At 70.6% G+C, this 20,528-nt stretch carries 19 protein-coding genes; 6 read left to right on the forward strand and 13 right to left on the reverse strand.

Annotated features, from left to right (window positions below):
- Window positions 1–32: 32 nt before the first annotated feature.
- Genes CEP17_RS08340 through CEP17_RS08350 form a run of 3 tightly spaced genes read right to left on the reverse strand, consistent with a single transcriptional unit; the run spans window position 33 to window position 3,411 of the window.
- On the reverse strand, window positions 33–1,610 hold the full coding sequence (locus tag CEP17_RS08340) for a cytochrome b/b6 domain-containing protein (protein ID WP_112931921.1): 1,578 nt from the start codon (window positions 1,608–1,610) through the stop codon (window positions 33–35).
- Window positions 1,610–2,599: an electron transfer flavoprotein subunit alpha/FixB family protein gene (locus CEP17_RS08345; protein ID WP_112932910.1), complete on the reverse strand. Its 990-nt coding sequence runs from the start codon at window positions 2,597–2,599 to the stop codon at window positions 1,610–1,612. The genes CEP17_RS08340 and CEP17_RS08345 overlap by 1 nt, the downstream gene beginning before the upstream one ends.
- 35 nt (window positions 2,600–2,634) lie before the next feature.
- Window positions 2,635–3,411, reverse strand: a complete 777-nt coding sequence (locus CEP17_RS08350; RefSeq protein WP_061683826.1) for an electron transfer flavoprotein subunit beta/FixA family protein — start codon at window positions 3,409–3,411, stop codon at window positions 2,635–2,637.
- Window positions 3,412–3,565: 154 nt separating this feature from the next.
- Here CEP17_RS08350 and CEP17_RS08355 point away from each other — a divergent pair, with 154 nt between their 5' ends.
- The gene (locus CEP17_RS08355; RefSeq protein WP_112931922.1) at window positions 3,566–4,084 is read left to right on the forward strand and encodes a MarR family transcriptional regulator; all 519 of its coding nucleotides are present in this window, start codon (window positions 3,566–3,568) and stop codon (window positions 4,082–4,084) included.
- On the opposite strand, the gene CEP17_RS08360 is transcribed toward CEP17_RS08355, so the two are convergent.
- The 8 genes from CEP17_RS08360 to CEP17_RS08395 all read right to left on the reverse strand — a co-directional run bounded on the left by CEP17_RS08360 (window position 4,071) and on the right by CEP17_RS08395 (window position 13,443).
- Window positions 4,071–4,847: an enoyl-CoA hydratase-related protein gene (locus tag CEP17_RS08360; RefSeq protein WP_039414797.1), complete on the reverse strand. Its 777-nt coding sequence runs from the start codon at window positions 4,845–4,847 to the stop codon at window positions 4,071–4,073. The genes CEP17_RS08355 and CEP17_RS08360 overlap by 14 nt on opposite strands.
- 4 nt (window positions 4,848–4,851) lie before the next feature.
- Complete coding sequence (locus CEP17_RS08365) at window positions 4,852–6,006, reverse strand: acyl-CoA dehydrogenase family protein (RefSeq protein WP_112931923.1); 1,155 nt, start codon at window positions 6,004–6,006, stop codon at window positions 4,852–4,854.
- A 99-nt stretch (window positions 6,007–6,105) separates the two neighbouring features.
- A complete protein-coding gene (locus CEP17_RS08370; RefSeq protein WP_112931924.1) occupies window positions 6,106–7,275 on the reverse strand; it encodes a thiolase family protein in 1,170 nt (389 codons plus the stop codon).
- A 6-nt stretch (window positions 7,276–7,281) separates the two neighbouring features.
- Entirely contained in the window at window positions 7,282–8,484 is a 1,203-nt protein-coding gene (locus tag CEP17_RS08375) for a bifunctional 2-methylcitrate synthase/citrate synthase (protein ID WP_112931925.1), read from the reverse strand.
- Between the two features lie 144 nt (window positions 8,485–8,628).
- Window positions 8,629–9,528: a methylisocitrate lyase gene (gene prpB / locus CEP17_RS08380; RefSeq protein ID WP_112931926.1), complete on the reverse strand. Its 900-nt coding sequence runs from the start codon at window positions 9,526–9,528 to the stop codon at window positions 8,629–8,631.
- Window positions 9,528–11,054 carry an MmgE/PrpD family protein gene (locus CEP17_RS08385; protein WP_036317535.1) on the reverse strand — a complete coding sequence of 509 codons (1,527 nt, stop codon included), beginning with the start codon at window positions 11,052–11,054 and terminating at the stop codon, window positions 9,528–9,530. Before CEP17_RS08385 ends, prpB begins: the two co-directional genes overlap by 1 nt.
- Window positions 11,051–11,680: a GntR family transcriptional regulator gene (locus CEP17_RS08390; protein WP_036317534.1), complete on the reverse strand. Its 630-nt coding sequence runs from the start codon at window positions 11,678–11,680 to the stop codon at window positions 11,051–11,053. Before CEP17_RS08390 ends, CEP17_RS08385 begins: the two co-directional genes overlap by 4 nt.
- A 104-nt stretch (window positions 11,681–11,784) precedes the next feature.
- Window positions 11,785–13,443, reverse strand: coding sequence for a PucR family transcriptional regulator ligand-binding domain-containing protein (locus CEP17_RS08395; protein WP_343234070.1), 1,659 nt, complete (start codon window positions 13,441–13,443; stop codon window positions 11,785–11,787).
- A 136-nt stretch (window positions 13,444–13,579) separates the two neighbouring features.
- Here CEP17_RS08395 and CEP17_RS08400 point away from each other — a divergent pair, with 136 nt between their 5' ends.
- From CEP17_RS08400 to CEP17_RS08410, 3 genes are read left to right on the forward strand one after another with little or no spacing between them, the layout of a single operon-like run.
- A complete protein-coding gene (locus CEP17_RS08400) occupies window positions 13,580–15,067 on the forward strand; it encodes a CoA-acylating methylmalonate-semialdehyde dehydrogenase (protein ID WP_112931928.1) in 1,488 nt (495 codons plus the stop codon).
- 25 nt (window positions 15,068–15,092) lie between these two features.
- Entirely contained in the window at window positions 15,093–16,460 is a 1,368-nt protein-coding gene (locus tag CEP17_RS08405) for an aspartate aminotransferase family protein (protein WP_112931929.1), read from the forward strand.
- Window positions 16,457–17,893, forward strand: coding sequence for an aminobutyraldehyde dehydrogenase (locus CEP17_RS08410; RefSeq protein ID WP_112931930.1), 1,437 nt, complete (start codon window positions 16,457–16,459; stop codon window positions 17,891–17,893). Before CEP17_RS08405 ends, CEP17_RS08410 begins: the two co-directional genes overlap by 4 nt.
- Window positions 17,894–17,921: 28 nt before the next feature.
- On the opposite strand, the gene CEP17_RS08415 is transcribed toward CEP17_RS08410, so the two are convergent.
- Window positions 17,922–18,548: a TetR/AcrR family transcriptional regulator gene (locus CEP17_RS08415; protein ID WP_162722423.1), complete on the reverse strand. Its 627-nt coding sequence runs from the start codon at window positions 18,546–18,548 to the stop codon at window positions 17,922–17,924.
- 147 nt (window positions 18,549–18,695) lie between these two features.
- Here CEP17_RS08415 and CEP17_RS08420 point away from each other — a divergent pair, with 147 nt between their 5' ends.
- On the forward strand, window positions 18,696–19,421 hold the full coding sequence (locus tag CEP17_RS08420; RefSeq protein WP_239498476.1) for a hemerythrin domain-containing protein: 726 nt from the start codon (window positions 18,696–18,698) through the stop codon (window positions 19,419–19,421).
- Window positions 19,418–19,846, forward strand: coding sequence for a BphX family protein (locus tag CEP17_RS08425; protein WP_112931932.1), 429 nt, complete (start codon window positions 19,418–19,420; stop codon window positions 19,844–19,846). The genes CEP17_RS08420 and CEP17_RS08425 overlap by 4 nt, the downstream gene beginning before the upstream one ends.
- Here CEP17_RS08425 and CEP17_RS08430 read toward each other — a convergent pair.
- Window positions 19,833–20,423 (reverse strand): TetR family transcriptional regulator C-terminal domain-containing protein, encoded by a 591-nt coding sequence (locus CEP17_RS08430; RefSeq protein WP_112931933.1) that lies wholly within the window; start codon window positions 20,421–20,423, stop codon window positions 19,833–19,835. The two genes, CEP17_RS08425 and CEP17_RS08430, sit on opposite strands and share 14 nt — an antisense overlap.
- Between the last annotated feature and the right edge of the window lie 105 nt (window positions 20,424–20,528).

Genomic DNA, 20,528 nt, shown 5'->3' on the forward strand with positions numbered 1-20,528 from the left:
GCCGGCCACTGTCGGGACGCTGATCGCGCGCGTCAGCGCCCGCTGACCGTGCCGAACAGGCGGGCGATCGGGGCGAGCACGAGCGGGCGGGCGGCAACCCACGCGGCGGCGATGACCACGAGCGAGACCACGAACAGCCAGAAGCCGGTCCAGTTGTCGGCATAGGCCGTCGGGTCGACCGAGCCCTGCGCGGCGTACATATGGTTGAGGTTGCGCAGCGCCCCGGTCGCGAGCACGAGAACGACGTGGATGACGATGAACACGACGAAGAACAGCATCACCGGGAAGTGCACCTTGCGCGCCCACTCGATCGGGTAGGCGGCGCTGAGCTTCAGGTTCTTCTTCGGCCACATCCCGCTCATCCGGAAGCCGGTGATCGCGGCGAGCGGGGCGGCGATGAAGACGGTCGAGAAGTAGGCGAGCTGCTGCAGCGCGTTGTAGTTGACCCAGCCGTTCTCGGTCGGCCAGTCCAGCGAGACGTACTGCAGCGCGGCGCTGAGGGCGTTGGGGACGACTTCCCAGCTCGTGGGGACGATCCGCATCCACTGGCCGGTGACGAACAGCAGCACGATGAAGACGGCGCCGTTGATGAGCCACAGGATGTCGAGCGCCTGATGGAACCAGATCGTCAGGCTCGTCTTGCCCTTGGGGTTGTTCTTCGGCGCCCAGAAGACGCTCGGCCGCTTCTCGCGGCGGATCGTGAGCCCGGAGCGGATGATCAGCACCATCAAGAAGACGTTGAAGAAGTGCTGCCAGCCGAGCCACGCGGGGATGCCGACGGGCGCACCGGCAGGCAGGTGGTACTCCCCGGGGTAGGTCGCGAGGAAGTCGCGCATGCCGTCCAGGCTCAGCAGGAATCGCACCGCGAGCACGGCCATGCCCGCCGCGAACAGCAGGCCGACTCCGCCGACCACGACGGCGCCCGCCCACTGCGTCTTCGTGAAAGGCCCGATCCGTCGCGGCTCGGGCTTCGGCTGCGGCCGACGCGACGCGGCGCGACCGGCCCACGCGGTCTGCGGAACGCTCAACGGGGCGCGCGGCCCCTCGGTGGCGGTGCCGATGAGCGGGAGGTCGGCCGCGGGGGCGGCCTCCTCGGCAGCAGCACCCGCGCCGTCCGCTGCAGCATCGGCGGCGGCCGGGGAGGAGACGGCGGCGATCGGGGAAGACACGGCGGCGGCTGTGCCGGCGGGTGGCCACGCGTCGCCACCCGCGATGCGCGGCAGCCCGCGGCACACGGAGGTGTCACCGTCGGCGGCGGCGAGCGGGGGCGCCGGCGCGGCGGAGGCGACCTCAGCGGGTGTCGGCCCCGGGCCCGCGGCAGCCACGACGACCGCGGACGGCCACGGCTCGCCGCCGGCGACGCGGGGCAGGCCGCGGCGCACGACCGTCGTCCCGCTGCGCTCGGGCACGGACGCCGTCGCCAGCGCCGGTGGCTCACCCGAGCCCGCCGACGGCCCGGCGGGTCGCTCCACGGCCGCCTCGACGACCGCTGCCGGGGGCGCAGAGGCGTCCACGACGGCCTCGGCGGGCGCGCTCGCGGCCGGCGGCCACGGTTCTCCACCGGCGACGCGCGGCAAGCCGCGGCGCATGGACGATCCGCCGGTCGCCATCAGGCCTTCCTGGCGTCGAGGGCGGCGATCAGCTGCGGGACGACCGTGAACACGTCCCCCACGATGCCGAAGTCGGCGATGTCGAAGATCGGGGCGTCGCCGTCTTTATTGATCGCGACGATCGTCTTCGCGGTCTGCATGCCGGCCTTGTGCTGGATGGCCCCCGAGATGCCGAGAGCCACGTACAGCTGGGGCGACACCGATACCCCGGTCTGCCCGACCTGGTGCGAGTAGGGGATGTACCCGGCATCCACGGCCGCGCGCGACGCGCCCACGGCGGCGCCAAGGGCGTCCGCGAGCTGCTCGACGAGCGCGAACTTCTCGGCCGAGCCGAGTCCGCGCCCTCCGGAGACGACCTTCGCCGCGCCGCGCAGCTCCGGCCGCGACGATGCCGCGATCTCGGCCTCGAACCCGATGATGCGCGCCGCCGGTGCGCCCGAGGCGGCGACCTCCAGCGGCACCACTCGCGGCTCGGCGACGGCCGCGGCACGGGCGTCGACCGCCCCCTGGCGCACCGTGACCACGAGAGGACCGAAGGTGGCTGCGCTCGTGACGTTGTACGCCCCGCCGTAGACGGAATGCTGCGCGAGCACGCCCTCGTCGTCGCGGGAAACGCCGACCGCATCCACGGCCAGAGCCGCGCGCGAGCGTGCCGCGTAGCGTCCGGCGATGTCGCGGCCCCCGATGGAGTTCGACACGAGCACGGCGTCGGGCTTCACGAGCGCGGATGCCGCGTCCACGGCATCGACCAGAGGAACCGTCAGCGATCCGTCCGCACCTCCCAGCCCTGCGGTGAGCACGACCGCAGCCCCCAGCGCACCCGCCGCCTCGGCGAGTGCGGCATGCGCCTCGTCACCGGCGACGACCAGCGCGACCGGCGTGCCGATGCCGGCGGCGGCGCCGAGCAGTCCGGCGGCCGAGCCGGCCAGCTCACCGGCCGGCGTGACATCCAGCAGCACGAGAATCGCGTCCGAGGCGACATCCACCATCACGTTCTCCATCGTCATCGTTCCCAGCACCGTTCTCAGGCCAGTCGGTTCTCGACGAGGAAGGCGGCGAGCTTGTCGCCCGCGTCGCCCTCATCGACGATCTTGATTCCCGCACCGCGCGGAGGCTTCTCGGCGACCGCCGTCATGATCGACTGCGCGGCCGCGGACGGGTCCACGTCGACGCCGAGGTCGGCCAGCGACACGGTCTCGAACGGCTTCTTCTTCGCCGCCATGATGCCCTTGAAGTTCGGGAACCGGGCATCCGGGAGGGCTTCGGTGATCGAGATGACGGCCGGCAGCGTCGCACTGACCTGCGCGGTGCCGAAGTCGGTGGCACGCGTGCCGGTGATCTCCCCCTCGCCGATCGTGACCGACGACAGCGCGGTCGCCTGCGGCACCTGCAGGTGCTCGGCGATCATCGCGGGAAGGACGCCGCCGGTGCCGTCGGTGGAGAGATTGCCGGTGATGACCAGGTCGAACCCGGCTCGCCGCACCGCAGCGGCGAGCACGGCCGCGGTCACGCCCAGATCTGCGCCGGCCAGCGCCGGGTCGACGACCTGCAGAGCGGATGCCGCGCCCATCGCGAGCCCCTTGCGGATGGTGGCCGCAGCCTCCTCCGATGCCATCGAGACGACAGCGACCTCCGTGCCGGGGTGGGCGTCGGCATACGACAGAGCCACCTCCAGTGCGCGCTCCCCGATCTCATCGAGCACGCGCTCGGAGGCCGAGCGCTCGGCGAGACCGGTCTCGAGGTCGAGCTTGCGGTCGCCGTAGGTGTCGGGGACTTCTTTGACCAGCACCACGATCTTCATCGGTTCTCCTTGCGACGCATTCATTCTAGAAGGTGCGACTCAGTATCGCATCCGTTGAGACTCAGGATCATCCGTGGGGACGGATCGAGGTCCGCGCTAGCGTGAGACCAGCGCGCACGGCACTCCCGGCGCCGAGCCGTTCGAGGAGATGCCCGTGAGCCGCACGCCGTCGTCGCCACGCGATCCGATCGCGGAGGCCCGCCGCCAGTGGGTGGCGCACGGCTGGGTCGACGCCGCGGCAGGGATGACGGCGGTGACGAGCATCATGCGGGCGCACCAGATTCTGCTCGCGCGCGTCGACGAGGCCCTGAAGCCGTTCTCGCTCACGTTCGCCCGCTACGAACTGCTGACGCTGCTGAGTTTCACCCGTGACGGACGGATGCCGCTGTCGTCGGCGGCGAGCCGCTTGCAAGTGCACCCGACGAGCGTGACGAACACCGTCGACCGCCTTGAAGCGGCCGGGCTCGTCGCGCGCGAGCCGCACCCCGGCGATCGTCGGGCGACGCTGGTCGCCCTGACGAGGGCGGGGCGTGACCTCGCGGCTCAGGCCACCGCGGCGCTCAACGACGCCGTGTTCGCCGCGCCCGGCCTGACAGCCGACGACGTGGAAGACCTCGTCGCGATCCTCGCCCGACTGCGCCGGTCGGCGGGCGATGTCGTCAGCGATTCGTGAATCGCGGTGCACGCTTCTCCCGGAAGGCGGCCATGCCCTCCTTCTGGTCGTCCAGCGCGAACAGTGATGTGAAGACCTGCTTCTCGAAGCGCAGCCCCTCGGCGGCGCCGGTCTCCAGCGAGGCGCGCAGCGACTCCTTGGCGGCGTACAGCACGGGAAGCGATTTCGCGGCGATCTGCTCGGCCATCGCTTCTGCCTCGGCGAGCAGGTCGGCGGCGGGCACGACGCGGGAGACCAGGCCGGCCCGCTCGGCTTCGGCGGCATCCATCATCCGTCCGGTGAGCACGAGCTCTGCCGCCTTGTAGTAGCCGATCGCACGCGGCAGACGCTGCGTGCCGCCGAGGCCGGGGATGACGCCGAGAGTGATCTCGGGCTGACCGAAGCGGGCGGTGTCGGCAGCCAGGATGATGTCGCACGCCATCGCCAGCTCGCAGCCGCCTCCGAGCGCGTACCCGGCGACGGCCGCGATGACGGGCGTGCGTACGCGCGAGAAGGCCTCGAGGCCCACGAAGGGGTTGCGCAGCGACATCTCGACGGCAGAGCGGTCCTCCATCTGCTTGATGTCGGCGCCGGCGGCGAAGGCGCGCTCCGAGCCGGTGACGACGATGCAGCCGATCTCCTCGTCGGCATCGAACGCGGCCGCCGCGGCGGCGAGTTCTTCGACCAGGGTCGAGTTCAGCGCGTTGAGCGCCTCGGGCCGGTTCAGGGTGATCCATCCGACGCGGCCGCGGGTGGAGACGAGGATCGTGGAGTAGTCGCTCATGTGCTCATGCTCCCAGAACGTCGCGACCGATGATGACCCGCATGATCTCGTTCGTACCCTCCAGGATCTGATGCACACGAAGGTCGCGCACCACCTTCTCGATCCCGTACTCCTGCAGATACCCGTAGCCGCCGTGCAGCTGCAGCGCCCGGTTGGCCACCTCGAAGCCGGCGTCGGTGGCGAAGCGCTTGGCCATGGCGCACTGCACGGCGACGTCGTCGGCACGGGCGTCGATCGCGCGAGCCGCGTCGCGCACCATCGCCCGGGCCGCCTGCAGCTGCGTGGCCATGTCGGCGAGGGCGAACACGACGCTCTGCCGTTCGGCGAGGGCCTCGCCGAACGTGAACCGCTCGTGCACGTAGCGCACGGCACGATCGAGCGCCCACTGGGCGCCGCCGACGGAGCAGGCCGCGATGTTGACCCGCCCCCCGTTGAGCCCGCTCATCGCGATGCGGAACCCCTCGCCCACGCCGCCCAGCAGAGCGGATGCCGGCACCCGCACCTCGTCGAGGATCACCTGACGGGTGGGCTGCGCGTTCCACCCCATCTTGCGCTCGTGGGGTCCGAAGCTCAGACCCTCGGCATCCGCCGGCACCAGGAAGGCGCTGATGCCCCGCGCACCGGGCTCGCCGGTGCGGGCCATGACGACATAGACCGCCGCCTCCCCCGCCCCGGAGATGAACTGCTTGACCCCGGTGAGCACATAGCCGTCGCCGTCGCCGATCGCGCTGGTCGTGATGGCCGCGGCATCCGAGCCCGCGCCGGGCTCCGTGAGGCAGTAGGCGCCGAGGTCGCGAAGCGTGATCAGACGCGGCAGCCACTGCTCGCGCTGCGCCGGAGTGCCGTAGCTGTCGATCATCCAGGCGACCATGTTGTGGATGCTGATGTACGCGGCGATCGTGGGATCGCCCATCGACAGCTGCTCGAAGACGAGTGCGGCGTCCTCGCGCGTCAGCGCGGTGCCACCGACGTCCTCACGCACATACAGCCCTCCGAGGCCGAGTTCGCCGGCGTCGGCGAGCACGTCCCGCGGAAAGTGCTTGTCGCGATCCCATTCCAGCGCATGCGGCTCCAGCCGCGTTCGGGCGAAGTCACGGACGGCTTCGAGGATGGCGCCCCGCTCATCGGCGGAGAGGGAAGGAGACACAGTCATGCTCATCGCGTCACGTCCTTGTGAAACAGATCGACAGCCGGAAGCGCGCCCGGTAAGGCACAGCGATCATTTTACATGGACGTCCTAGTAAATGGGCGCGTCGTTCTACAGCCGTTCGATGATGGTGGCGTTGGCCATGCCGCCGCCCTCGCACATGGTCTGCAGCCCGTAGCGTCCGCCGGTGGCTTCGAGATGGGCGAGCAGGGTGCCCATCAGTCGCGTGCCGCTGGAGCCGAGCGCATGCCCGAGGGCGATCGCGCCGCCCCAGGGGTTGAGCTTGGCGGCATCCGCGCCGAGTTCGGCAGCCCACGCGAGCGGCACCGGGGCGAACGCCTCGTTGACCTCGTACGCGTCGAGATCGTCGATCGTCAGTCCACCGCGCTCCAGCACGCGACGTGTCGCGGGAATCGGCCCCGTGAGCATCATCAGGGGGTCGTCGCCGACGACGGAGAAGGCGTGGAAGCGCGCTCGCGGCGTGAGCCCGAGCTCGCGCGCCTTCTGCTCGCTCATGATCAGGACGGCGGAGGCGCCGTCGGTCAGCGGAGAAGAGTTGCCGGGTGTGATCAGCCAGTCGATCTCGGGAAAGCGCTCCGCCATGGCATCGGTGCGGAAGGCCGGCGCGAGGCCGGAAAGACCCGCGACGGTGGTGCCCGGGCGCACCGTCTCGTCGATCTCGACACCGTCGACGGCCAGCAGCTGCGAGGCGAATCTGCCCTGGACCTGCGCCTCGGCAGCGCGTTCGTGCGACTCGGCCGCGTACGCGTCGAGCTCGTCGCGCGAGAAGCCCCAGCGCGCCGCGATCAGCTCGGCCGACACGCCCTGGTTCACGAGTCCGTCGGGATAGCGCGCGTGCAACCCCGGTGAGAAGGGTGAACCGGCGACGGATGCCGCGACCCCGAGAGGCACGCGGCTCATCGATTCGACGCCGCCGGCGATGACGATGTCGTACTGTCCGGCCATGACGCCCTGCGCCGCGAACTGCGCGGCCTGCTGGCTCGATCCGCACTGCCGATCGATCGTCGTCGCCGGAACGCGCTCGTCGAATCCGGCCGCGAGCACCGCCTGACGCGCGATGTTCATCGTCTGTTCGCCGACCTGGCTGACGCAGCCGAGCAGCACGTCGTCGATCTGCGCCGATTCCAGGCCGTTGCGCTCGAGCGTCGCCCGCAGCACCAGCGCGGCGAGGTCGACGGGATGGATGCCGCTGAGCGCGCCCCCCGGCTTGCCACGGCCGGACGGGGTGCGGACGGCGTCGACGATGACTGCGGTACGCACGAGCGCTCAGCCCTCGGCTTCGGCGGCGCGCAGCGAGATCGTCGAGGTGCCGGCCTCGTCGACGAACCCCTCGATGTGGCGCTCGTCCACGCCGCTGTAGGCCGACAGCGGACGGATGAGCGCGTTGGATGCCGCCTGTTCCATGATGTGCGCCGTCCACCCCACGACCCGCGCCGCAACGAACAGCGGAGTGAAGGTCAGGGTGTCGAAGCCCATCAGGTTGTACGCCGGCCCCGACGGGTAGTCGAGGTTCGGGTAGATGCCCTTGCGGGCGACGAACTCGCGCTCCAGCGTCGCGTAGAGGGCCTCGACATCGGGACGGTCGTAGTACGTGATGAGCGTGTCGAGCGCAGCTTTCATCGTGGGCACGCGCGAGTCGCCGTGCTTGTAGACGCGGTGACCGAAGCCCATGATCTTGCGCTTCTCGGCGAGGGCCCGCTCGAGCCAGGGCGCCACGTTGTCGGCGTCCCCGATCTCGTCGAAGATGTGCAGCACGGCCTCGTTGGCCCCGCCGTGCAGCGGTCCCTTGAGTGCTCCGATCGCACCGACCACGGCCGAGTACAGGTCGCTGAGGGTGGAGGTGATCACTCGCGCCGTGAAAGTGGACGCGTTGAACGAGTGCTCCGCGTACAGGATCATCGAGCGGTTGAACGCGTCGACCACGACCGGGTCGAACTCTTCGCCGAAGGTCATCCAGAGGAAGTTCGCTGCGTAATCGAGATCGTCGCGCGGGGCGATGAGCTCCTCACCGCGGCGGCGACGCTGCCCGTAGGCGACGATCGCCGGCAGGGCGGCGAACAGGCGCATGCTGCGCTCGAGGTTCTCGTCGCGAGACCCGCTCGCATCGAGCACGGACCCGGTGCCGGCGAGGTCGCGCGCGCCCAGCACGCTCACAGCCGAGCGCACCTCATCCATCGGGTGGGCATCGGTCGGGGTCAGATCGATCACGGCCTTGACGTCGTCGGCGAGCGTCCGGTGCTGCCGCTCGGTGGCTCGGAACGCGGCGAGCTGATCGTCGGTCGGCAGTTCGCCGTTCCACAGCAGGTACGCGACCGCTTCGGCCGACTGCGTGGCGGCCAGCTCGTGCACCGGATAGCCGCGGTAGAGCAGCGAGTTGGTCTCCGGGTTGACCTTGCTGATGGCGGTCGCATCGGCGACGACGCCCGCGAGCCCCTTGTGGATCTGGGGTGGGGTCTGCTGGTCGCTCATGACTGCTCCTTTGCACGTGCGGGCCGGTTGCGGCTGCAACCATGTCCCAGTTTCTGTCCTGTGGATGCCCCGATTGCGACCTCTTGTGGGACATGGTCGGTCGCAAGTGGGACGAGGGTCAAGGGGAGGGGAGGGGAGGGGTGATCAGCGGGAGATCTGAAAGTTGAAGACGTTCGCGTCGAACTGGTTGTACGACGGGTAGTCGATGAGGTCGTACAGGTCGGCGCGGTGCTGCATCTCACCCAGGCGCGAGGTCAGATGTCCCTCGTCGTTCAGGGTATCCAGCGCACGGGATGCCGCACCCATCGCGATCCGCAGCAGCGAGACGGGCCAGATGACGATCTGCACGCCCGCATCGCGGAGCTGGTCGACGCTGAACAGATCGCTCTTACCGAACTCGGTCATGTTCGCCAGCACGGGCACGTCGACGGCGGCGCACACGGCGGCGAACTCCGCGAGGTCGCGCATCGCCTCGGGGAAGATCGCGTCGGCCCCGGCATCCACGAGCGCCTTGGCCCGATCGATGGCGGCGTCCAGCCCCTCGACCGCGCGGATGTCGGTGCGCGCCATGATGAGGAAGTTCGGGTCGCGGCGGGCGTCGACGGCGGCGCGGATGCGCTGGAGGGCGGTGTCGGTGTCGACGACCTGTTTGCCGTCGAGGTGACCGCAGCGCTTGGGGTTCACCTGGTCTTCGATGTGCGTGCCCGACAGCCCCGCGTCTTCTAGCGTCTGGATGGTCCGCGCGACGTTCATGGGCTCGCCGAAGCCGGTGTCGGCGTCGATGATGGCGGGAAGCTCGGTCATGCGGGCGATCTGCTGACCGCGACCGGCGACCTCAGTCAGCGTCGTCAGACCGATGTCCGGAAGCCCCAGATCGGCACTCAGCACCGCCCCCGAGATGTAGACGCCCTCGAAGCCCTTCTGCTCGATCATCCGGGCCGACAGCGGGTTGAACGCTCCGGGAAAACGGACGAGCTCACCCGCCCGCAGGCGCTCGCGCAGCAGGCGCCGCTTCTCGGATGCCGGGGTCTGGCTGTACAGCATCAGAACAGCCCCTTCGGGCTCGCCACCGCGGCCAGCACGCCGGCGCGGGCGACGATGTTGAGCTCGCGCACCTCGTCGACGGTCAGCTCGGGAAGCCGCTCGGCCAGGGCCAGGAACCGCTCGATCTCGGCGGGCTCGAGCACCGGCTCGGCGAGCAGACGGAACTTGCGCACGTAGTCGGCGCGAGCGAACGGGCGCGCGCCGAGCGGGTGGGCGTCGGCGACCGCGATCTCGTCCACGATCGTCGAACCGTCCGAGAGGCGGATCTCCACGCGGCCCCCGAACGCCTTCTCGTCGGGGTCCTCGGAGTGGTAGCGGCGCGTCCACTCGGCATCCTCCGCCGTGGTGATCTTGTGCCACAGCGCAACCGTGTCCTCGCGGGCGGCGCGAGCGGGCAGGTACGAGTCGACGTGATGCCACCCGCCGTCCTGCAGTGCGACGGCGAAGATGTAGGGAATCGAGTGGTCGAGGGTCTCGCGAGAGGCGGTCGGGTCGTACTTCTGCGGATCGTTCGCGCCGGAGCCGATCACGTAGTGGGTGTGATGGCTGGTGTGCAGGACGATGCTCTCGACGGTGGCGGGATCGGCGAGCTCGGGGTGGGAGCCGTGGAGCTTGCGCGCGAGGTCGATCCACGCCTGCGCCTGATACTCGGCGGAGTGCTCCTTCGTATAGGAGTCGAGGATCGCGCGCTTGGGCTCGCCGGGCGCGGGAAGCGGCACGTCGTACGCGGCGTCCTTGCCGTCGAGCATCCAGGCGATCACGCCGTCTTCGCCCTCGTAGATCGGGGACGGCGAGGTCTGTCCGCGCATCGCGCGGTCGACGGCTTCGACCGCCATCTTGCCGGCAAAGGCGGGGGCGTGCGCCTTCCAGGTGGAGATCTCACCCTTGCGCGACTGCCGCGTCGCGGTGGTCGTGTGCAGGGCCTGCGCGACGGCCTGGGCGATCGTGTCGGCGTCGAGACCCAGCAGCGTGCCGATGCCGGCCGCCGCCGACGGGCCCAGGTGCGCGACGTGATCGATCTTGTGCTTGTGCAGGCTGATGGCGCGTACGAGATCCATCTGGATCTCGTATCCGGTCGCGATGGCGCGCACCAGCGCCGCGCCGTCGGCGCCGACGTGCTGGGCGACGGCGGCGATCGGCGGGATGTTGTCGCCGGGGTGCGAATACTCCGCAGCGAGGAACGTGTCGTGATAGTCGAGTTCGCGCACCGCCACACCGTTCGCCCACGCCGCCCACTCGGGGCTCGTGTGCACCGTGTTCGGCTCGCCGAACACCGTGGCGCCCGCCCCTCCCCGCGAGACCGGGTGATCGAGCGCCTGGGCGCGCGCCGCGGTGACGGGGCCGCGGGTGAGGGATGCCGCGGCCACCGCCGCGTTGTCGATGACGCGGTTGATGATCATCTCGACGACGTCGGACTCGACGGCCACCGGGTCGGCGGCGACCTCGGCGATCCTGTGCGCGAGCTGGTCCTCGCGGGCGAGGTTCTCTTCGCTCCGGTGCACACGGACGTGGTGGATGACGGTCATGGGTTTCCTTCCAGCGAGGCGAGGATCGCGACGAGCGCGTTGTGCAGGTGGACATGGGTGGCGTGCGCGGCGAGGTCGGCGTCGCCGGCGGCGACGGCGGACGCGATCAGTCGGTGCTCGGCGACGGATGCCGCCAGGCGTGCGGGGTTGTCGCGCGCGAGCCGGCGGACCCGGACGAGGTGGGTCCGCACCGTCTTGAGGGCCGCGGTCAGGTAGTCGTTGGCGACGGCCGCGTCGAGGGCGTCGTCGAAGCGGGCGATGAGGGCGTAGTAGGCGTCGGGGTCGGCGGCGGCATCCGTCCGCGCGAACTCACCGGCCAGCGCAGCGAACAGATCGGCATCGGCCCCGCGTGCGGCGAGGCGTGCAGCCGTCTCCTCCAGGGCGCGACGCACCTCGAAGAGCTCTCGGATGTCGCCGGCATCGATGTCGCTGACCACGGTGAGCCGCGGCGACGGTTGCACGACGAGGCCGTCGGCGAGCAGGCGCCCCAGCGCTTCGCGCAGCGGCGTGCGGCTCACCCCCAGGCGCACCGACTGCTCGACTTCGGCCAGCACCGCTCCGGGCGCCAGCACGCCGGACTGGATCTCGTCGAGCAGCGCCCGGTAGGCACGGTCACTGGCACGCACGCGGTCTCCTCTCGACCCTCCGATTGTATACACGGAGGATCAACAACGAAAGGAGGCAGCCTCTTTCGGCCACTAATGCATACAGAGCGTCAGGCCTGCCCGGCTCACCCGCCCGCGTGGAGCCGGTGGGTCAACACGGCGACATGGAGAGCGGCGACCTGCTCGCCATCGTCGAAGTCGACGCCGAGAAGGTCTTCGAGCAGGGCGATGCGCTGATAGAACACCGAGCGCGAGAGGTGCGCCGCTTCGGCGGCCGCCGTGCGGTTGGACGGGTGCGCGAGCAGCGCCGTCAGCACGTCGAGAAGGTCGCCGCCCCGAGCGCGGGTCTCGGCCAGCAACGGATCGAGCATCCGCTCCGCATGAGCGACGAGGCGGTGATCGTCGCGCAACGCCGCGACCACCCGGGTGAGGGGACGCTCCGCCACACGCCGCCCGTCCGCGCCTCGACGGGAGGACCCGCGCACCCCTTCGTCGACGCCGACGAGGTCGATGGTTTCGCGCAGGCCCGCGATGAGCGCTCCCATCGCACGCTCGTATTCGGCCGTGGGCTCGAGCGCGGGAATGACCGTGCCCGGGGCGAGCACGACGCGCGCCCGCACCGACGTCGACCCCGCCCGCAGGGCGTCTTCCAGTGCGGCGGCGAAGGCGTCGGCGCGGTTGTCGGCGGCACTCGTCGCGCGGCCCGCCACGGCGAGGATCAGAGGCGTACGCACGAGCGCCGACCCGTCGTCGACGGGCGCGCTCGTGCCGCACACGACGCGCGCGCCGATCGCCGCAGCGGCGATGTCGGCGGCCGCCGCGACCTCGACCGCGTCGCCGCCCCGGCCCGAGGACACGAGCGCGACCGCCGCGAAGGCCACCGTGCCGACGAGCGGCATGCCCGCGGCATCCAGCCGCGCCGCCACCGCGGACAGACCGGTGAACCGTCCGTCGATCAGCGCGTCGACCACCCGGCGCCGTCCCAGCCGCGACCACTCCTCACCGCCGGGATCGGCGAGCCTGCCGAGGGCGAGCGCGGTGGCAGCCTGCTCGAGCACGGCGTCGCGTCCGGCGAGGTGGGCAGCGCCCGGCAGCGCCACGAGCCATCCCCAGCGGATGCCGCGCGCCTCCACCGGCACGATCGTGCGCCCCTCCCGATCAGGCGCCGCGGCGGCCGCGCGGGATCGGCGGGCCCAGTCGCGCAGCGTGCGGGTCTCGGTGGCTCCGCCGACGTGGGCGACGACGACCTCGTGACCGACGGTCTCCAAGACGACGGGAGCGGCCAGCGTGAGACCGACCTGTTCGACGATGAACTCCGTCGGCGCACCGCGAAGCGCAAGCCCCGTGAACAGTGTGCGCACCGCGTCGCGGGCTTCCAGCGCCGCCGTCTGGTCGGCGATGATCCGGCGGTGTACGGCCTCGGTGATGGTGACGAACTTCACCTCGCGGTGCAGCACGATCAGGGCGATGTCAGCGCTGCGCGCGGCGTCGGCCAGAACCGCCGGTACGTAGCGGTAGTGGGCGCCCAGCTCGAGCACGATGCCCGCGGCGCCCACCTCGGCCAGCTGCGCGACGAACAGCGTCAGCCGCCGGGGATCGTCGGGCCATCCCGATCCGGTGGACAGCAGCAGCTCGCCGCCTTCGAGCAGTCGCGCGACGTCCGCACTGTCGGAGACATGCACCCAGCGCACAGACGCCTCCAGCGCGGCCCCACCCACCACCACCACCGGCGCGCCGGGGGCGAAGGCGTCGAGCGTCAGGACCTCGGAGACGGTGGGGAGCACGGCGGGAAGATCCGCGGTCGGACGTTCTGTCCGAGAAGACTCCACATCGCGACGATCAGACACCTGCGTCTCCCCCCTGCGCTCCGTCAGCATAAGCATGTCACGACCCGGTCGAACTGTCCGAACAGGAGCACTCATGGACCTCATCCGTCATCACGTCGCCGGCCAGTCCGTCGGATCGGCCGACCGCACGGGCCCGGTGTACGACCCGGCGACCGGCGCGGTGCAAGCCGAGGTCGCGTTCGCCTCGACCGCCGAGACGGATGCCGCGATCGCGGCGGCCGCGGCGGCGCTGCCGGCCTGGCGCGCCACGAGCCTCATCAAGCGGGCCGACGTCTTCTTTCGCCTCCGCCACCTGCTGGTCGAACGCGCCGACGAGCTGGCCGCGATCATCACTGCCGAGCACGGCAAGGTGCTCTCCGACGCGAAGGGCGAGATCAGCCGCGGCATCGAGAACGTCGAGTTCGCGGCGGGACTGGTCCACCTGCTGAAGGGCGAGCACGCCGAACAGGTCTCGCGCGGCGTCGACGTGCACTCGGTGAAGCAGCCGGTGGGCGTGGTGGGCGCGATCACGCCGTTCAACTTCCCCGTCATGGTGCCGCTGTGGATGACGGCATCCGCCATCGCCTGCGGCAACACGGTCGTTCTCAAGCCCAGCGAGAAGGACCCCTCCGCCGCCCTCTTCCTGGCGCGTCTGTACGAGGAGGCGGGCCTTCCCGCCGGCGTGCTGAACGTCGTGCACGGCGACAAGGCGGCCGTCGACGCGATCCTCGAGTCCCCGACGGTGCGTGCCGTCAGCTTCGTCGGCTCGACCCCGATCGCCCGCTCGATCTACGAGCGCGCCGCCGCCGCGGGCAAGCGCGTGCAGGCTCTCGGCGGTGCGAAGAACCACATGGTCGTCATGCCCGACGCCGACCTGGATGCCGCGGCTGACGCCGCTGTCTCGGCCGCCTACGGCTCGGCCGGCGAGCGCTGCATGGCCGTGTCGGTACTCGTCGCGGTGGGTGACGACGTCGCCGATGCGCTCGTAGAGAAGGTCGCCGAGCGCATCACGGGGCTGAACATCGGCCCCGGCACGGATGCCGCGAGTGAGATGGGACCGCTCATCACCCGCGAGCACCGCGACAAGGTCGCCTCGTACGTCACCGGCGCCGCCGCCGAGGGCGCGACGGTCGTCCTCGACGGCACGACGCAGCACTTCGAGGGCGACGGCTTCTTCATCGGGGTCTCGCTCGTCGACCGGGTCACCCCCGGCATGAAGGTCTACGACGAGGAGATCTTCGGCCCCGTGCTCTGCGTCGCCCGCGTGGCCACGTACGACGAGGCGGTCGACCTCATCAATGCGAGCCCGTTCGCCAACGGCACCGCGGTGTTCACGCGCGACGGCGGCACCGCCCGCCAGTTCGAGTTCGACATCGAAGTCGGTATGGTCGGCATCAACGTGCCGATCCCGGTGCCGGTGGGCGCATTCTCGTTCGGCGGATGGCGCAACTCGCTGTTCGGTGATTCGCACATCTACGGCCCCGAGTCGATCCACTTCTACACGCGGAGCAAGGTCGTGACGACCCGCTGGCCCGACCCCAGCGAGAGCCAGATCAGCCTCGGCTTCCCCAGCAACCACTGATCCCGCGGCATCCGAAGGAGACATCATGAGCACCATCGACCCGGTCGCCGACCCCGCGGCCGATGCCGCCGTCCGCGGCGACGACCGCAGCCACGTCTTCCACTCGTGGAGCGCGCAGGCGCTCATCGACCCGCTGCCGGTTGCGGGAGGTGCGGGCGCGACGTTCTGGGACTATGCCGGAAACAGCTACCTCGACTTCTCGTCACAGCTGGTGAACCTCAACCTCGGCCACCAGCACCCCGATCTGGTCGCGGCGATCCAGCAGCAAGCGGGGCGCCTCGCCACGATCCAGCCGTCGATGGCCAACGACACGCGTGGCGAGCTGGCGCGCCGCATCAGCGAGATCGCTCCCGACGGCTTCTCGAAGGTCTTCTTCACCAACGGCGGGGCCGATGCCAACGAGAACGCGGTGCGCATGGCGCGCCTGGTCACCGGCAAGCGCAAGGTGCTGGCGATGTACCGCAGCTATCACGGCAACACCTCGACCGCCATCACGCTGACCGGCGACCCGCGCCGGTGGGCCAACGAGCCGGCCGATGCGTCTGTCGTGCACTTCTTCGGGCCGTACGCCTACCGCTCGCCGTTCCACGCGGCTTCCCCCGAGCAGGAGACGGAGCGTGCGCTCGCGCACCTCGAGCAGACGATCATCCTGGAAGGCGCTTCGACGATCGGCGCGATCATCATCGAGTCGGTCGTGGGCACCAACGGCGTGCTGATCCCGCCGCCCGGCTACCTGCCCGGCGTGCGCGAGCTCTGCGATCGCTACGGCATCGTCTACATCGCCGACGAGGTCATGGTCGGTTTCGGACGCCTCGGCACCTGGTGGGGCTTCGAGAACTTCGACGTCGTGCCCGACCTCATCACGTTCGCGAAGGGCGTCAACTCCGGCTACGTGCCGTTGGGCGGCGTCGTCATCTCCGACCGCATCGCCGCCCATTTCGACACGGTTTCCTTCCCGGGCGGACTGACGTACTCCGGGCATCCTCTCGCCTGTGCCCCGGGCGTCGCCACCTTCGAGGTCTTCCGGCGCGACGGCATCCTGGAGCGGGTCCGCGAGCTCGGCGAGCGCGTCGTGCGTCCACGACTGGAGCAGATGGCCGCGCGGCATCCGTCCGTCGGAGAGGTGCGCGGCCTCGGTCTGTTCTGGGCGATCGAGCTCGTGCGCGACCGCGAGAGCCGCGAGCCGCTGGTGCCGTTCAATGCGGCGGGAGCAGACGCCGCGCCGATGGCCGCGTTCGCGGCGGCGTGCAAGAAGGCGGGCCTGTGGCCGTTCACGCACTTCAACCGCGTGCACGTGGCACCCCCGCTGATCGTCTCGGAGGACGACCTGGTGCGCGGCCTCGACATCATCGACCGCGCCCTGGAGGTCACCGACGCCGAGGCGGCGTCGTGACCGGGGCGCAGGCCGTGCTCCGCAACGTCATCGACGGGGCACTGGTCGCCTCTGCCGGCGCGTCGCTGCCGCTCGTGAGCCCCGTGACCGGCGAGGTGTACGGCCACGCTCCGGTATCGACGGCGGAGGAGGTGGATGCCGCGTTCGCGGCGGCATCCCGCGCCTTCGAGACGTGGAAGCGCACGACGCCCGCGCAGCGCCAGCTGCTGCTGTTCCGGCTCGCGGATGCGCTGGAGGCGCGGGCCGACGAGTTCGCCGATCTGGAGTCGCAGGACACGGGCAAGCCCCGCGCGAACCTGGTCGCCGACGAGATCGTCCAATCCGTCGATCAGCTCCGCTTCTTCGCGGGTGCCGCCCGCGACCTGGACGGGCGGGCGGCGGCCGAGTACGCGGAGGGGTTCACGTCGTACGTGCGCCGCGAGCCGATCGGCGTCGTCGCCCAGGTGACGCCGTGGAACTACCCGCTGAACATGGCGGTGTGGAAGATCGGGCCGGCTCTCGCGGCCGGCAACACCGTCGTGCTGAAGCCGAGCGAGACGACGCCTCAGACCACCGTGCGCCTCGCTGAGATCGCCGCCGAGATCGTGCCCGCCGGGGTTTTCAACGTCGTCCTCGGCGACCGGGAGACCGGCCGGATGCTGGTGGAGCACCCGACCCCGCAGCTGGTCGCGATCACCGGTTCGGTGCGCGCGGGCATGCAGGTGGCCGCTTCGGCCGCGCAGGGCCTCAAGCGTGTGCACCTGGAGCTCGGCGGCAAGGCGCCGGCCCTCGTCTTCGCCGACGCCGACCTCGACCGCGCCGCCCGCGGCATCGTGAAGGCCGCGTTCTTCAACGCCGGACAGGATTGCACCGCCGCGACGCGCGTACTCGTGGATGCCGCCGTGCACGATGAGCTGGTCGCCACGCTCGTCACCCACACCCGCGATCACGCGAAGACGGGTGCGCCGGACGACCCGGATGCCTTCTTCGGGCCGGTGAACAACGCCGACCAGCTCGCGCGCGTGGAGGGTTTCGTCGATCGCCTCCCCGCGCACGCGACGATCGCCATCGGCGGCCGCCGCCAGGGCGATGCCGGCTGCTTCTTCGAGGCGACGATCGTCACGGGCGTCCGCCAGGACGACGAGGTCGTACAGCAGGAGATCTTCGGCCCCGTGCTCACGGTGCAGCCGTTCGCGTCGGAAGAGGAAGCGCTCGCGCTGGCGAACGGCGTGCCGTACGCCCTCGCGGCATCCGTCTGGACGCGCGAGCACGCGCGGGCGCTGCGGTTCTCGCGCGACCTCGACTTCGGCTGCGTCTGGATCAACGCGCACATCCCGTTCGTCTCGGATATGCCCCACGGCGGCTTCAAGCACTCCGGGTACGGCAAGGACCTCTCGGTCTACGGCTTCGAGGACTACACCCGCCTCAAGCACGTCATGGCGAGCCTGGACTGACGCGAGGGCACGTCGGCGTCGGCGTTCGTCAGCCGGCGACAGCGCGCCGCAGCTCGGCGGCGAGCCACTCCCGGTAACGCTCTGCGCTCCAGCCGGCCTCGCGGAAGTGCAGGTACGTGTCGGTGGAGACGAGCATCGTGACCAACGCCGTCGCGTCGTCGCTTCGGTCCGCCGGCACGACGCCGCGCGCGGCCAGCAGGGCGACACCCTCGCGGATGCTGCGAAGACGACGTTCGTCGATCGCCGCGTACACGTCGCGGACGGCCGGGTCGGCGTCCGCGGCGGCGCGCAGCGTCCGCAGCAGCGCGGCGATGCGCGCGTTCGCGGCGGTCATGAACGCCGCGTACATCGCGATGAGCCGCTCCGGATCGGGCTCCGCGATGATCTGCTGCATCGGGTCGGTGTCGTTCAGCGACGCCCAGCCCTCACGATCCGCAAGGGCGCGCTCGTACGCCGCGGCCAGGAGCGCATGCTTGGGCCCGTGCAGATTGACCGTCTGCACCGACACGCCCGCCGCAGCAGCGATCGCCTTCAGCGACGTGGCGGCGTAGCCGTCGCGGACGAACAGCTTCGCGGCGGCATCCACGATCCGCGCCCGCGTCGCCGCCGCTTCGGCCTCGCGCAACGGCGACGCGTACGGCTTTCTCCCGCTCATCGTGCCCCCTTCGACGTCCACTGTAGTCGGTATTGACTAGATTGACGATCTAATGAATAGTGTGACGCACAACCCATTTCCCGAGAGGAATCCTCGTGCCGTCTCTCCTTGCCGCCCCTGCCGCGGCCCGCATACAGGTCCGGCGCCGTGGCTGCTGAACGCCTTCCGGCGACCGGATCACCCACCGAGCCCGACGCCGACCCCCGGTCGGGCTCGTGGGGATGCGACACCGCCGACGTCGTGATGTTCCACCGTTTCCTGCGCATGGTCTTCCGCGATGCGGGGAGCGTCGTCGACGCCGTGGCCGACGGCGACCGCCGCCGCACGACGCTCGCCGTGCGGCATCTGCGCCAGATCGCCCACGCACTGGAGAGCCACCACCGCGGCGAGGACATGTTCCTCTGGGACGACCTCGAACGGCGCTCACCGGCGTGCGCCCTCCACGTCGAGCAGATGCGCGCCCAGCACGCAGAGATCGAGAAGCACCTGACCGCTCTCGGCGCGAGCGTCGACGCCTGGCGTGCCAGCGCGCGACGCCGCGAGGCCATCGCGGTGCGGGAGCAGCTCGACCGTCTCGCTGCGGCGCTCGACGATCATCTCGGCCAGGAAGAGATCGACATTCTGCCGGTCGCCGCCACGTCCTTCACGCCGGCGGAGTGGGGGCGCCTGGAGCGGCACGGACGGCGCACGGTGCCGCCGCGGTGGCTGTTCATCCAGCTGGGATTCATGCTCGAATCCATGCCCGCCGCCGAGCAGGAGGCGTTCCTGCGCGGCCTGCCTGCGCCGGCCCGAGCCGCCTGGAGGCTGGTCGGACGGTCGTCGTTCCGCAGACACCGCGCCCGCTTGTTCCCGGCGAGGAGAACCACGACATGAAGAGTCTCACCTGGTGGTATCGCGTGACGGGCGTGGTCTACGTTCTTCTCGGTCTCAGCTGGCTCCCCGTCGTCGCCATGGCCACGGTGAGCCAGAAGATCCCCGACTTCGACGGTGCCCCCGGGGGCACCGCAGTGACGGGGTTCGCCGACTGGATGCTGGTGTTCAGCCTCGACCTGTTGGTTCTCGGCGCGTTCCTCCTGGTCGGCTCACGCCGTCCGATGGCCTGGCTGCCGCTGCTCTGGCTGACGATCGCGCTGGGTGTCGTCCGCGGCATCGCCGACGACGTCTACATGATCGCGCGCGGGTACCCGCCCCTGCCGTTCCTCGGGTTCATCATCCTGCACGCGGCGATCATCGCGTGGGGAGTGCTCGCCTGGCGCGGCGTACCGCGCCGGACCGGCGCCCGACTCAGTCCGCGCTGAGAGCACCGACCTCGACGCGCAGCAGTCCCGCGACGGCTCGTCGCAGCGGCGAGACGGGATCGATGTCCGACCCCCACCCCACGAGCCCGTGGGCACCGAGCCCGTCGATCATCGCCAGCAGATGCCAGGCGAGCGGCTCCGGATCGGCCATCGGAATCACCCCGGCATCCATTCCCCGCGCGATCTCGGCGGCGATCACGGCACGCCAGGCATCCATCGCCGTGCGCACCCGCTCGGCGAGCGGGGCGTTGCGCGTGCCGAGCGCCCACGCCTGCACCCAGACGAGCGTGACGTCCCGGCGGTGCGGGTCGAGCGTCTCGCGCAGCATCGCCCCCAGTCGTGCCGGCGCGGGCGCGTCGGGAAGCAGCGCGCGCACCTCGTCGAGCTCGGCCGAGACGATGTCGAAGAACGTGTCGGCGACCAGGTCGTCCATGCTCGGGATGTAGTGGGCGACCAACCCGGAGGCCACACCCACCCGCGCGGCGACGGCGCGCAGCGTGACCGCGTCCAGTCCCTCGGCGAGGGCGATCTCGCGCGCGGCGCCCGCGATCTGATCGCGCCTCTGATCGGCGCTCATCCGCGCCCGTCCGGCAGTTGACGTCGACGGCATCCGCTCGCTACCCTCCGATGAGTTGATCATGTGATCAATAAGCTACTCCAGGACCGGACGAGAGTCGAGGAT

It is taken from the genome of Microbacterium sp. PM5 (genome assembly GCF_003293595.1).
In the GTDB taxonomy this organism is placed as follows: Bacteria; Actinomycetota; Actinomycetes; order Actinomycetales; family Microbacteriaceae; genus Microbacterium.